General features: G+C 58.7%; 15 protein-coding genes. All 15 read right to left on the reverse strand.

The window, feature by feature from the left end; all coding sequences use genetic code 11:
- Positions 1-33: 33 nt before the first annotated feature.
- Complete coding sequence (atpA, locus tag CWE01_RS07585) at positions 34-1,578, reverse strand: F0F1 ATP synthase subunit alpha (RefSeq protein WP_100939909.1); 1,545 nt, start codon at positions 1,576-1,578, stop codon at positions 34-36.
- A gap of 21 nt (positions 1,579-1,599) precedes the next feature.
- Positions 1,600-2,136: a F0F1 ATP synthase subunit delta gene (locus CWE01_RS07590; protein ID WP_100939910.1), complete on the reverse strand. Its 537-nt coding sequence runs from the start codon at positions 2,134-2,136 to the stop codon at positions 1,600-1,602.
- Between the two features lie 12 nt (positions 2,137-2,148).
- Positions 2,149-2,619 carry a F0F1 ATP synthase subunit B gene (locus CWE01_RS07595; RefSeq protein ID WP_100939911.1) on the reverse strand — a complete coding sequence of 157 codons (471 nt, stop codon included), beginning with the start codon at positions 2,617-2,619 and terminating at the stop codon, positions 2,149-2,151.
- A 58-nt stretch (positions 2,620-2,677) separates the two neighbouring features.
- Complete coding sequence (gene atpE, locus CWE01_RS07600; RefSeq protein WP_002555987.1) at positions 2,678-2,935, reverse strand: F0F1 ATP synthase subunit C; 258 nt, start codon at positions 2,933-2,935, stop codon at positions 2,678-2,680.
- Between the two features lie 133 nt (positions 2,936-3,068).
- On the reverse strand, positions 3,069-3,941 hold the full coding sequence (gene atpB, locus CWE01_RS07605) for a F0F1 ATP synthase subunit A (RefSeq protein ID WP_100939912.1): 873 nt from the start codon (positions 3,939-3,941) through the stop codon (positions 3,069-3,071).
- Positions 3,942-3,957: 16 nt separating this feature from the next.
- Positions 3,958-4,365, reverse strand: coding sequence for a F0F1 ATP synthase subunit I (locus CWE01_RS07610; protein WP_100939913.1), 408 nt, complete (start codon positions 4,363-4,365; stop codon positions 3,958-3,960).
- A gap of 148 nt (positions 4,366-4,513) precedes the next feature.
- Complete coding sequence (locus tag CWE01_RS07615) at positions 4,514-5,386, reverse strand: ParB/RepB/Spo0J family partition protein (protein WP_100939914.1); 873 nt, start codon at positions 5,384-5,386, stop codon at positions 4,514-4,516.
- A gap of 9 nt (positions 5,387-5,395) precedes the next feature.
- Positions 5,396-6,190: a ParA family protein gene (locus CWE01_RS07620; protein ID WP_100939915.1), complete on the reverse strand. Its 795-nt coding sequence runs from the start codon at positions 6,188-6,190 to the stop codon at positions 5,396-5,398.
- A gap of 18 nt (positions 6,191-6,208) precedes the next feature.
- The gene (rsmG, locus tag CWE01_RS07625; RefSeq protein ID WP_100939916.1) at positions 6,209-6,853 is read right to left on the reverse strand and encodes a 16S rRNA (guanine(527)-N(7))-methyltransferase RsmG; all 645 of its coding nucleotides are present in this window, start codon (positions 6,851-6,853) and stop codon (positions 6,209-6,211) included.
- Positions 6,850-8,742: a tRNA uridine-5-carboxymethylaminomethyl(34) synthesis enzyme MnmG gene (gene mnmG / locus CWE01_RS07630; protein WP_100939917.1), complete on the reverse strand. Its 1,893-nt coding sequence runs from the start codon at positions 8,740-8,742 to the stop codon at positions 6,850-6,852. The genes rsmG and mnmG overlap by 4 nt, the downstream gene beginning before the upstream one ends.
- Before the next feature lie 585 nt (positions 8,743-9,327).
- The gene (gene mnmE, locus CWE01_RS07635) at positions 9,328-10,698 is read right to left on the reverse strand and encodes a tRNA uridine-5-carboxymethylaminomethyl(34) synthesis GTPase MnmE (RefSeq protein WP_100939918.1); all 1,371 of its coding nucleotides are present in this window, start codon (positions 10,696-10,698) and stop codon (positions 9,328-9,330) included.
- 81 nt (positions 10,699-10,779) lie between these two features.
- Positions 10,780-12,462, reverse strand: coding sequence for a membrane protein insertase YidC (gene yidC / locus CWE01_RS07640; protein WP_100939919.1), 1,683 nt, complete (start codon positions 12,460-12,462; stop codon positions 10,780-10,782).
- 2 nt (positions 12,463-12,464) lie between these two features.
- On the reverse strand, positions 12,465-12,710 hold the full coding sequence (yidD, locus tag CWE01_RS07645; RefSeq protein WP_100939920.1) for a membrane protein insertion efficiency factor YidD: 246 nt from the start codon (positions 12,708-12,710) through the stop codon (positions 12,465-12,467).
- Entirely contained in the window at positions 12,703-13,110 is a 408-nt protein-coding gene (gene rnpA / locus CWE01_RS07650) for a ribonuclease P protein component (RefSeq protein WP_177145620.1), read from the reverse strand. Before rnpA ends, yidD begins: the two co-directional genes overlap by 8 nt.
- A gap of 13 nt (positions 13,111-13,123) precedes the next feature.
- Positions 13,124-13,258 carry a 50S ribosomal protein L34 gene (rpmH, locus tag CWE01_RS07655; protein WP_003213577.1) on the reverse strand — a complete coding sequence of 45 codons (135 nt, stop codon included), beginning with the start codon at positions 13,256-13,258 and terminating at the stop codon, positions 13,124-13,126.
- Positions 13,259-13,320 lie beyond the last annotated feature (62 nt).

Genomic DNA, 13,320 nt, shown 5'->3' on the forward strand with positions numbered 1-13,320 from the left:
AGCAAGCGGGAGCCTCGCGGCTCCCGCTGCGGCTTACCAGGTTTGGGTGGCCTTGAACTTCTCGATGCCAGCCTTCAGGCCAGCGTCGATCTCGTCATTGAAGTCACCCTTCACGTTGATCTTGGCCAACAAGTCGGCATGATCGCGGTTGAAGTAAGCAATCAGCGCTTGTTCGAAGCTACCGACCTTGGCGATTTCGACATCAGTCAGGAACCCACGCTCAGCGGCATACAGCGACAGCGACATGTCGGCAATCGACATTGGCGCATATTGCTTCTGCTTCATCAGCTCGGTAACGCGCTGACCGTGTTCAAGTTGCTTACGGGTCGCTTCGTCCAGGTCAGAAGCGAACTGGGCGAATGCCGCCAGTTCACGGTACTGAGCCAGAGCGGTACGGATACCACCGGACAGCTTCTTGATGATCTTGGTCTGAGCGGCACCCCCTACGCGGGATACCGAAACACCGGCGTTCACTGCAGGACGGATCCCGGAGTTGAACATGGCCGATTCCAGGAAGATCTGACCGTCGGTGATGGAAATCACGTTGGTCGGAACGAACGCGGAAACGTCGCCAGCCTGGGTTTCGATGATCGGCAACGCGGTCAGGGAACCGGTCTTGCCAGTCACTGCGCCTTTGGTGAACTTCTCTACGTATTCTTCCGAAACGCGGGATGCGCGCTCCAGCAGACGGGAGTGGAGATAGAACACGTCGCCTGGGTAGGCTTCACGGCCTGGTGGACGGCGCAGCAGCAGGGAAATCTGGCGGTAAGCCACTGCTTGCTTGGACAGATCGTCATAAACGATCAGCGCGTCTTCACCGCGGTCGCGGAAGTATTCGCCCATGGTGCAACCGGAGTACGGTGCCAGGAACTGCAGCGCAGGAGATTCCGAAGCACTGGCGGCCACGATGATCGTGTTGGCCAGGGCGCCGTTTTCTTCCAGCTTGCGAACCACGTTGGCGATGGTCGATTGTTTCTGACCGATAGCCACGTAGACGCAGAAAATGCCGCTGTCTTTCTGGTTGATGATCGCGTCGATCGCCAGAGCGGTTTTACCGATCTGACGGTCACCGATGATCAGCTCACGCTGGCCACGGCCGACCGGGATCATGGCATCGACAGCCTTGTAGCCAGTCTGTACAGGCTGGTCTACCGACTTACGCCAGATCACGCCTGGAGCAACTTTCTCGACCGCGTCGGTCTCGGTGTTGTTCAGCGGACCTTTGCCATCAACTGGGTTACCCAGTGCGTCGACAACGCGACCCAGCAGTTCCTTACCGACCGGAACTTCGAGGATGCGGCCGGTGCACTTGGCGCTCATGCCTTCAGCCAGACTGGTGTAAGCGCCCAGTACAACGGCACCTACGGAGTCTTGCTCGAGGTTGAGGGCCATACCGTAGACGCCGCCCGGAAACTCGATCATCTCGCCGTACATGACGTCGGCCAGACCGTGAATCCGCACGATACCGTCAGACACGCTGACGACGGTGCCTTCGTTACGGGCTTGGGAGGTCACATCGAGCTTGTCGATGCGGCCCTTGATAATTTCACTTATTTCGGAAGGATTGAGTTGCTGCATTGCTCTGCTGCCCCTTCAAACTCAAGATTTCAATGCTTCGGCCAGGCTCGCGAGTTTGCCGCGAACCGAGCCATCGATAACCAGGTCGCCGGCGCGGATAACGACGCCACCAATCAGGGCGGCGTCCTCCGCAACTTGCAGGCGCACTTCCCGATTGAGTCGTGCACTGAGAACCTTGGCGAGTTTGTCTTGCTGTTCTTGGTTCAATGCAAAAGCACTGGTGACTTCCACGTCTACCGATTTCTCTTGTTCGGCCTTGTACAGGTCGAACAGAGCGGCGATCTCCGGCAACAGCAGGAGACGGTCGTTTTCAGCAACGACATGGATGAAATTCTGTGCCTTGACATCGAACTTGTCGCCACACACGTCAATGAACGTGGTGGCCTTTTCTGCGCTCGTCAGTCGCGGGGCCTTGAGCACGCGCTGCATGGTGTCGTCTTCCGACACCGCTGCTGCCAGGCCGAGCATGGCTGACCAATTGGCCAGTTGCTGGTGGGCCTGAGCGTGCTCGAAGGCCGCCTTAGCGTAAGGTCGGGCCAACGTGGTCAGTTCTGCCATGGTCGCCCTCGCTTAGATTTCAGTAGCCAGTTGGTTAACCAGCTCTGCGTGCGCGTTTTGATCGATTGTCTTGCCCAGGATCTTCCCGGCGCCATCGACTACCAGGCTACCCAGTTGGGTGCGCAGCGCGTCTTTGACACTGTTGAGTTCCTGTTCGATCTCGGCCAGAGCCTGAGCCTTCACACGGTCAGCTTCGACGCGAGCCTGTTCACGGGCCTCGTCGACTATCTGGTTACCGCGTTTCTTGGCTTGCTCAATGATTTCAGCTGCCTGAGCTTTCGCATCGCGCAGTTGATGACCCGCTTTCTCTTGGGCCAACTCCAGGTCGCGAGCTGCTCGGCTGGCAGCGTCCAGTCCATCCGCGATCTTCTTCTGACGTTCGTGCAGTGCCGCAATGACCGGAGGCCACACGAACTTCATGCAAAACAGTACAAAAATGAGGAACGCAACGGACTGGCCAATCAGGGTCGCATTAATGTTCACGCCAACACCTCGCTCGTTCGTTGTCCATCACACCAATCAACTCGAAATATCCGAGTGATCAGCCAGCGAGTTGACCAACGAAGGGGTTCGCGAAGGTGAAGAACAGAGCAATACCAACACCGATCATGGTTACGGCGTCGAGCAGACCGGCAACGATGAACATTTTGACTTGCAGCATTGGGACCATTTCTGGCTGACGCGCGGCGCCTTCCAGGAACTTGCCGCCCAGCAGGCCGAAACCAATTGCGGTACCCAGTGCGCCCAGGCCGATCAACAGTGCAACAGCGATAGCGGTTAGACCAACTACAGTTTCCATCTTTCCTCCCGACTTTTACGTCGTATGGTTTAGGTTTTTTTAATTTAAAGCGGTAAAACAAATCGTTTCGCGGCCCCTTGCGGGGCCACCCCGCGCCGGGGCGCCAGGGACATCAGAACCGCCGAGACGGCTCTTAATGGTTTTCTTCGTGTGCCATCGACAGGTAGACGATGGTCAGCATCATGAAGATGAACGCCTGCAGGGTGATGATCAGGATGTGGAACACGGCCCACGCCCATTGCAGCACCACGCCCAGGCCGCTGAGCCAGAGCAGGCCGCTGCCGAACATCACGGCGATCAGGATGAACACCAGCTCGCCGGCATACATGTTGCCGAACAGTCGCAGGGCCAGGGAGATCGGCTTGGCGATCAGGGTGACGAATTCCAGCAGGAAGTTCACCGGGATCAGCAGGGCCTGCAGGAAGATGTTCTTGCTGCCAAACGGGTGCAGGGTCAGTTCGCCGATGAAACCGCCGAGGCCCTTGATCTTGATACTGTAGAAAATGATCAGAGCGAAGACCGAGAAGGCCATGCCCAGGGTCGCGTTCGGGTCGGTGGTCGACACGGCGCGGAACGGGATGTGCTCATCGCCGGTGATCAGCATGGCCAGATGAGGAATCCAGTCGACCGGGATCAGGTCGACGGCGTTCATCAGGAACACCCAGACGAAGATGGTCAGGGCCAGTGGTGCAATCACCGGGCTACGACCGTGGAAGCTGTCTTTCACGCTGCCGTCGACGAACTCGACCAGGACTTCAACGAAGTTCTGCAAGGCACCGGGTTGACCGGACGTGGCTTTTTTCGCCGCGAAACGGAAAACCAGGATGAAGATCAGGCCCAGTGCGACAGACCAGCCCAGAGTATCCAGGTGGAATGCCCAGAAGCCCATGGCCTTGGCCTCTGCTGCGGAATGGGCAAAGCCCCAGCCGCCAGTAGGGAGCTGACCGAAGGTCAGGTTCTGCAGGTGGTGCTGGATATAGCCCGAAGCGGTTGTTTCTGCTGACATGGTTGCCTCAAACGCCCTAAGGTCTCGAAAGTCTTGTTTTCATTAGCACAGGTGCGAACCAGCTGACCGACTGGGTCAGCACGAAGACACCGAAGACTGCTATCGGCGCCAATGGCTTCACACCTGCGAACGTCAGTGCAAACAGCACGGCCGTCAAAATCAATTTACCCGCCTCGCCGGCATAAAAAGACCGGACGATGGACTGGGCTGCTCGGGCGCCGGAAAACCGAAAGGCCCTGTGAGCAAAATACACATTGGGGAGCAAGGCTATCAGGCCTCCGCAGAGTCCTGAGTATCCGGCAACGACACCGCGCCATTGCCAAAGCGCCAAAGCGGCCACCAGCACAACAACAAACTGGGCCAACAAAACCGGAAATACCGCCAAGCGATGGAACGGCAACCTGTTTGGCCTGCGGGTCTCCATCACTCACGCTCCTCAAGGGTCGGCTGCCAACCATCAATAACTTGGCATAAATTGTGCCGACAAAATGCGCGCAGAGTATAGGGGCGGTTCAGCCCCTATTCAACTGCCGGGTAGTGATTTCCGACTGCACGCTACATGAGGAAATGTTTCAGCGGATGTGGGCGAGTACCCCTTGTAGTTCATCCAGGGAGTTATAGCGAATCACCAACTGGCCTTTTCCTTTCTGGCCATGGCGAATCTGCACCGCAGAGCCCAGCCGCTCTGCCAGGCGCTGCTCGAGGCGACTGATGTCGGGGTCGACCTTGGCCGGCTCGACAGGCTCCTGTTTGCCGCTCAGCCACTGGCGAACCAGGGCCTCGGTCTGGCGTACGGTGAGGCCACGTGCGACAACGTGTCGCGCCCCTTCGACCTGCCGGTCATCCGGCAAACCGAGCAAGGCCCGGGCATGACCCATTTCCAGGTCGCCGTGGGACAACATGGTCTTGATCACTTCCGGCAACGCGATCAGGCGCAGCAGGTTGGCCACGGTCACGCGGGACTTGCCCACGGCTTCGGCGACCTGTTGCTGGGTCAGCTGGAATTCCTGCTGCAAGCGCTGCAGGGCCACGGCTTCCTCGATCGGGTTGAGGTCTTCGCGCTGGATGTTCTCGATCAACGCCATGGCGATGGCGGTTTCGTCCGGCACATCGCGGACCATGGCCGGAATGGTTTCCTGCCCGGCCTGCTGGCTGGCGCGCCAGCGGCGTTCGCCGGCAATGATTTCAAAGCGACCGCCACCGACCGGACGTACCACGATCGGCTGCATCACGCCCTGGGCCTTGATCGACTGCGCCAGTTCTTCCAGTGCCTGGGGGTCCATGTCGCGGCGCGGCTGGTACTTGCCGCGCTGGATCAGGTCCAGCGGCAGGTGCTGCAACTCCCGTTGATCGGCCTGGACGGCCTGTTCTTCCAGCGAACTGACAGTCGGACCACTCAGCAGTGCATCCAGTCCACGTCCGAGACCTCGTTTCTTGACGGCCATGGGGATTCCTTAAGTTGCCGGGGCTGCGGTGCGTGAAGTGCGGCGTTGACGACGAACCATCTCGCCCGCCAGGGCCAGGTAGGCCACGGCGCCACGGGATTGTTTGTCGTAAGCCAGTGCTGGCATGCCGTAGCTCGGGGCTTCGGCCAGACGGATGTTGCGCGGGATCACGGTGTCGTACAGCTGATCACCGAAATGTTCCTTGAGCTGTGCGGAAACGTCGTTCATCAAACTCAGACGCGGGTCGTACATGGTCCGCAGCAAGCCTTCGACTTTCAGCGCCGGATTGAGCAACTCGGCGATGCGCTTGATGTTATCCACAAGGTCGCTGAGTCCTTCCAGGGCAAAGTATTCACACTGCATGGGGATAATCACCCCATCAGCGGCCACCAGTGCATTGAGGGTCAGCATCGACAGCGACGGCGGGCAGTCGATGAGGATGAAGTCGTAGTTCTCGCGAATCGGTGCCAGGGCGTTGCGCAGACGGCTTTCTTTCATCTGCATTTCCAGCAGCACCACTTCGGCCGCCGTCAGGTCGCGGTTGGCCGGCAGCAGTTGATAACCGCCGTGCTCGGAGAAGTGCATGGCCTGGGCCAGGTCGCATTCGCCGATCAGCACATCGTAGATGGAGTTTTCCAGGCCGTGCTTATCCACACCGCTACCCATGGTGGCGTTGCCCTGTGGATCGAGGTCGATCAGCAGCACCCGACGCTTGGTGGCGACCAGGGATGCTGCGAGGTTGATGCAGGTGGTGGTCTTGCCCACGCCACCTTTCTGGTTCGCTATCGCGAATACCTTAGCCATTCTTGCTTGTGTTCCCAATCATGCCGTGCGGCGCAGTATCAGCAGATGGCGTTGGCCTTGGCAACCGGGTACGGCCAAGGCGTGTTCGCTATCGAGGTGGAAGTCTGCCGGCAATGCTACCAGCTCATCGGCGGGATGGACGCCCTTCATTGCCAGCCAGCGTGTATCAGCGTCGCCGAGGTGGCGAGTCCAGCCGGTGAAGTTCTCCATGCTGCTGAACGCCCGGGAAATGATCCCGTTGAATGGCTGCGGCGGCTGGAAGGCTTCGACCCGGCTGTGGATAACTTGCAGGTTATCCAGTTTGAGTTCGAGTTTGACCTGGGTCAGGAAGCGGGTTTTCTTGCCGTTGCTGTCCAGGCAGGTCACTTGTGAATCGGGAAACAGGATCGCCAGGGGTATCCCCGGCATCCCACCGCCGCTGCCGACATCGAGCCAGCGGCCGTTTTCGACGAAGGACATCACGCTCAGGCTGTCGAGCAGATGGCGCGAGACCATTTCGTCGGGATCACGTACGGCGGTGAGGTTGTAGGCCTGGTTCCATTTGATCAACAGGGCCAGGTAACCCAGCAGCAAGGCGTGCTGGGTTTCACTCAGGTCGATGCCGAGCTGGCGGGCACCTGTGGATAACTCTTCTGCGTGTTGCGAAGTAACCAACGAACTCAAGCGCTTTGCTCCAACTGACGGCCGGCGCCGCGTTTTTTCAGGTGAATCATCAACAGGGAAATCGCCGCCGGCGTCACACCGGGGATCCGCGAAGCCTGGCCCAGGGTCTCGGGACGCGTCGCGCTGAGCTTGCTCTGGATCTCCTTGGACAGTCCGGAAATACCGGTGTACTCGATATCCACAGGCAGCTTGGTGTCTTCACTGGCGCGCAGACGAGCGATTTCGTCCTGCTGGCGATCGATATAACCGGCGTATTTGGTCTTGATCTCGACCTGCTCGGCGACTTGCGGATCCTCGGCGCCCTGCCCGGTCACGGCGACCAGACCAGCGTAGTCGATTTCCGGACGGCTCAGCAGATTCAGCAAATTGTATTCGTGGGTCAGCGGCGTGCCGAACTTTTCGGCAATGGCATCGCCCTGCTCGGTGCCCGGGCGGACCCAGGTGCTTTTCAGGCGCTGTTCTTCCAGCTCGATGCTTTCGCGTTTCTTGCAGAAAGCAGCCCAGCGCACGTCGTCGACCAGACCCAGCTCGCGACCTTTTTCGGTCAGGCGCAGGTCGGCGTTGTCTTCGCGCAGGATCAGGCGGTATTCGGCGCGGGAAGTGAACATCCGATACGGTTCCTGGGTACCCAGGGTAATCAGGTCGTCGACCAACACACCGATGTACGCCTCATCGCGACGCGGGCACCAGCTGTCCTTGCCCTGGGCACGCAGTGCCGCGTTGGCCCCGGCCAGCAAACCTTGGGCGCCGGCTTCTTCGTAACCGGTGGTGCCGTTGATCTGTCCGGCGAAGAACAGGCCGCCGATCACCTTGGTTTCCAGGCTGTACTTCAGGTCACGGGGATCGAAGTAGTCGTATTCGATGGCATAACCGGGCCGCACGATATGGGCGTTTTCCATGCCGCGGATCGACTGGACGATCTGCAACTGCACGTCGAACGGCAGGGATGTGGATATCCCGTTCGGGTACAGCTCGTGGGTGGTCAGGCCTTCGGGCTCGATAAAGACCTGGTGGCTTTCCTTGTCGGCAAAGCGGTGGATCTTGTCTTCGATGGACGGGCAATAGCGCGGACCGATGCCTTCGATCACCCCGGAATACATCGGCGAACGGTCGAGGTTCGCGGCAATGATTTCGTGGGTACGGGCGTTGGTGTGGGTAATCCAGCAACTGACCTGCCGCGGATGCTGCTCTTTCGAGCCCATGAACGACATCACCGGGATCGGTGTATCCCCAGGTTGTTCGGACATCACCGAGAAATCCACAGACCGACCGTCGATACGCGGCGGTGTACCGGTTTTCAGGCGGCCGACACGCAGGGGCAGTTCCCGCAGGCGCTGGGCCAGGGCAATCGACGGTGGATCGCCGGCACGGCCGCCGGAATAGTTCTGCATTCCGATGTGGATAAGTCCACCGAGGAAGGTGCCGGTGGTCAGGACCACGGATTCAGCGAAGAAACGCAGGCCCATCTGGGTGACAACACCACGAACCTGGTCCTGCTCGACGATCAGGTCATCAGCGGCCTGTTGAAATATCCACAGGTTCGGCTGGTTTTCCAGGATCTCGCGGACCGCCGCCTTGTACAGCACGCGGTCGGCCTGGGCGCGGGTAGCGCGCACGGCTGGGCCTTTACGGCTGTTCAAGACACGGAACTGGATGCCGCCCTTATCGGTGGCGATAGCCATCGCGCCGCCGAGGGCATCGATTTCCTTGACCAGATGGCTTTTGCCGATCCCGCCGATCGCGGGGTTGCAGCTCATGGCGCCGAGGGTTTCCACGTTATGCGTCAACAGCAGGGTTTTTGCCCCCATGCGTGCGGACGCCAGTGCTGCCTCGGTACCGGCATGACCGCCGCCGATGACGATCACTTCAAAACGGGAAGGGAAATCCACCACGCACCTCGTGCCTGCTTCAAGTAGGTAATTAGGAATAGGGTCGGCCCACTTTTTTGAGCCAGGTCGTCAAGTATAGGGACTTCCCCCCTCCTAAAGAACCCTTTGCACAAAAATTAACCAGCTGTGGATGACTGGCGGACAATAGAAATTAAAAAGAAAGAAATTTATAAGATCTTTGTTTTTATGTTTATTCTTAGTGAGCGACCTTTCTGTGGATAAGGTTCTACAGGCCTTATTTATCAATGTGTACAGAGATTCAAAAGTCTGTGGTCATGTGGCCACGAGGGTTTGGGATAACCGGCCTGAGCCTGTGGATTAAACAGGTTGTTATCCACAGGCGGGTTCATCCTCAGTTTTCAGGCCCTGTTATCAACCGAGCTGAGGCGGGGTTATTCACAGGGCTTAATCCACAGAAAAACGTCCGAAGGGGTAAATCCCAGGCAGCCGAAAGCCGCCGGAACGATCTGGAATCATCCGGCCGGCAAAAAATTCAGTGAGGTTTGCTGCTGGGTGTGGGAGCGGAGCTTGCCCGCGAAGAGGCCCGTGAGAACGCCAGAGATCTCACGGGTAAGCAGGATGTGCTTATTTGCCGATGCAGAAGCTGGAAAAGATCCGCCCCAACAGGTCATCCGAGCTGAATGCGCCGGTAATCTCACCGAGGAACTGCTGAGCATGGCGCAGATCCTCCGCCAACAGCTCGCCGGCACCCGCCAGGGTCAACTGTGCGTGACCGTGCTCCAGGGCCGCGCTGGCATGCCTCAGGGCTTCCAGATGGCGGCGACGGGCGCTGAAGCTGCTCTCGGAGGTCTGTTCATAACCCATGCAGGCCTTGAGGTGCTCGCGCAATAGCTCCAGTCCGTCGCCACCGACCTTGGCGCTCAAGCTGATGGTGACATGGCCATCTTCGCTGACTTCCATCGCCATGGCCTCGCCACTCAGGTCAGCCTTGTTACGAATCAAGGTCACCTTGGCCGGATCAGGCCGCTGTTCGAGGAATTCCGGCCACAAGGCAAAAGGATCCACAGCCTCCGGCGCCGTTGCATCTACCACCAGCAACACCCGATCGGCTTCGCCAATGGCCTTGAGCGCACGTTCCACGCCAATCTTTTCCACCTGGTCGTCGGTATCGCGCAAACCAGCGGTATCCACCACATGCAGGGGCATGCCGTCGATGTGGATATGTTCACGCAGAACATCGCGGGTGGTGCCTGCAATCTCGGTGACGATCGCCGCCTCGCGTCCGGCCAGGGCATTGAGCAGGCTGGACTTGCCGGCATTTGGCCGGCCGGCTATCACCACTGTCATGCCGTCGCGCAACAAGGCACCCTGGCCGGCTTCGCGCATCACTGTGGATAACTCGTTGCGTACCGCATCGAGCAAGGCCAGCACATGACCATCGGCGAGGAAGTCGATTTCTTCTTCGGGAAAGTCGATGGCCGCTTCCACATAGATCCGCAGGCCGATCAGTTGCTCGGTGAGGTTATGCACACGCATGGAAAACGCGCCTTGCAATGAACGCAGGGCATTGCGGGCCGCTTGTGCGGAACTGGCCTCGATCAGATCGGCAATCGCCTCGGCCTGGGCCAGGTCGAGTTTGTCATTGAGAAAGGCCCGCTCGCTGAATTCACCCGGCCGCGCCAACCGACAGCCCAGTTGCAGGCAACGCTGCAGCAGCATATCCAGGACAACCGGGCCGCCGTGGCCCTGCAGCTCAAGTACATCTTCACCGGTGAAGGAGTTCGGTCCCGGGAAATACAGCGCGATGCCTTCATCGAGTACATCACCGCCGCCATCCATGAACGGACCGTAGTGGGCGTAGCGCGGTTTCAGCTCGCGACCGGCGATGGCCAGCGCCGCGGCGTGCGCCAAAGGCCCGGAAATTCGGACGATACCGACACCACCACGGCCCTGGGCGGTGGCAACGGCGGCAATGGTTTCCCGGGGAAGGCTCATGAATCGGGTCTCGACACTAAAAATGACAGATAGCAAAACGCCCCACTAGGGGGCGTCTTGAGTGGTTATCCACAGAGTAGGTTACGCAGTGGCTTTCTTGGTAGCCGCTTCGATCTTACGTGTGATGTACCACTGTTGGGTGATGGACAGGCAGTTGTTCACAACCCAGTACAGCACCAGACCTGCAGGGAACCACAGGAAGAAGAAGGTGAAGATGATCGGCATCAGCTTCATCACCTTGGCCTGCATCGGATCCGGCGGAGTCGGGTTCAGACGCTGCTGGATGAACATGGTTGCGCCCATGATGATCGGCAGGATGAAGAACGGATCCTTGATCGACAGGTCGGTAATCCACAGGATGAACGGTGCCTGGCGCATTTCAACGCTTTCCAGCAACACCCAGTACAGGGAAAGGAAAACCGGCATCTGCACCAGGATCGGCAAGCAGCCGCCCAGTGGATTGATCTTCTCTTTCTTGTACAGCTCCATCATGGCTTGCGACATTTTCTGCCGGTCGTCGCCATGTTGCTCTTTCAGTGCTGCCAGTTTCGGTGCCACGGCACGCATGCGCGCCATCGATTTGTAGCTGGCCGCCGACAATGGGAAGAACAGACCCTTGATCAGCATGGTCAGAACGATGATCGAGAAGCCCCAGTTACCCAGCAGGCTGTGGATATGTTGCAGCAACCAGAAGATCGGTTGGGCGATAAACCACAGCATGCCGTAGTCGACCGTCAGTTCCAGACCTGGGGACAACTGTTTCAGCACGGCCTGGCTTTTCGGGCCGGCGTACAGAATGGCGCTGGTCTCGGTTTTCTGGCCAGGTGCCAGGGTCAGCGAAGGACCGGTGTAGCCAATGATGTAGTTGCCCTGGCTATCCTTGCGGGTAGTCACGACATTGCTGTCGCCCTTGGCCGGAATCCAGGCGGTCACGAAGTAGTGTTGCAACCAGGCAACCCAGCCACCTTGAACGGTTTCCTTCAACTGGCCCTTGTCGATATCTTTCATCGACACTTTCTTGTACGGCTCGGTACTTGTCCCCAGGGCGGCGCCCAGGTAAGTCGCGGTACCGGTGGCGGTACTGGACGATGGATCGGTACTGGCGTCACGTTTCAGCTGGGCGAACATCGCACCCGACCAGGGCTGGGCGCTTTCGTTGTCGATCAGATAAGACACGGTGATGTCATACAGGCCGCGTTTCAGGGTGAAACGCTTGATGTAATTGACGCCGTTCTCGCTGAATTTCAGGTCGACGACCAGTTGGTCCTGACCCTCAGCCAGTTGATAACTTTTCTGTGCCGAAGCATACAGCGGGCGACCGGCCGAACTTGCGTCGGGGCCATTGGTACCGATCAGGCCGCTCTGGGCCAGGTAGGTACGCTCGCCACCGTTGTCGAACAACTGGAAAGGAATTTCCGGATGGTCCTGACGACGTGGATAAAGCGGCAGCTTCAGCTGGGCAACATCCCCACCTTTTGGATCGATAGCCAGGTCGAGCACATCCGTTTTGACATGGATGAGGTCGTTGCTGACAGCCACCGGTGCTTCAACAGGTGCACTGGTGTCATTGGCTGCACGTGGAATGTCATCACTGGCGCTTGTTTTGTTACCAGATACCGAATCCGGCAAGCCGGGAACGGTGGTGCTGGAAGCGACATTCTGGGTCGGCAGGGCAGCCTGACCGTAGTCCTGGTTCCATTTCAGGACCCCGGCATAGGTCACGATTGCCAGGGCGACGATCAGGATCGTGCGTTTGATATCCATGATTACTCGGCCATCGAAGAAGAACGGGAGGTAGGGATTGGTGGAACCGGGTCATAACCACCGGCATTCCACGGATGACAGCGACCTAAGCGACGAACGGTCAGCCAGCCACCGCGCAGGAGTCCATGAGTTTCGATGGCTTCATACGCGTAGCAAGAACAACTGGGGTAGAAACGACAGTGATTGGCCATCAAGGGACTGATGGCATAGCGATAAAACTGGATCGGAACGAGGGCCAGTTTACGCATCTGGGCTGTCTACCCCCACAGTTTCGGCTTTGACTACAGGTACCGCTGGCACCGTACGGGCCAGGCGTTTCCAGAGTTTGCCGAAATGCTGGATCAATTCAGGGTTTTCGATATCGCCCAGACCTTTGCGCGCGACGATAACGATGTCCCAGCCGACCAGTGAATCCTGGTGCAGACGGAACGACTCGCGCATCAGACGTTTGAGGCGATTGCGCTCAACGGAGAGCTTGACGCTCTTTTTACCGATAACCAGCCCCAGACGGGGATGATCAAGGTCGTTGTTGCGCGCAAGGAGCAGGAGATTTTTCCCCGGAACCTTGCCGGTGGGGGAGTCAAAGACTGCCTTGAAATGCCGAGGAGTAAGCAGACGCTTTTCCCGACTGAAGTCCTGACTCACCACCCGCGCCGGATTATCAAACTGCCAGACGAGCACGGCCTTTGGCGCGGCGACGCGACAGGACGGCACGACCGTTTTTGGTTGCCATGCGAGCACGGAAGCCGTGGGTGCGGGCGCGTTTGATAGTGCTGGGTTGGAAAGTACGTTTCATGGCGTTGCTACCTGGTTCGTCACAACGGGCCGGAATGGCCCCCGTTTTAAGAGACCGGGGAT

The sequence above is a fragment of the Pseudomonas sp. QS1027 genome (assembly GCF_002814235.1).
Lineage (GTDB): Bacteria > Pseudomonadota > Gammaproteobacteria > Pseudomonadales > Pseudomonadaceae > Aquipseudomonas.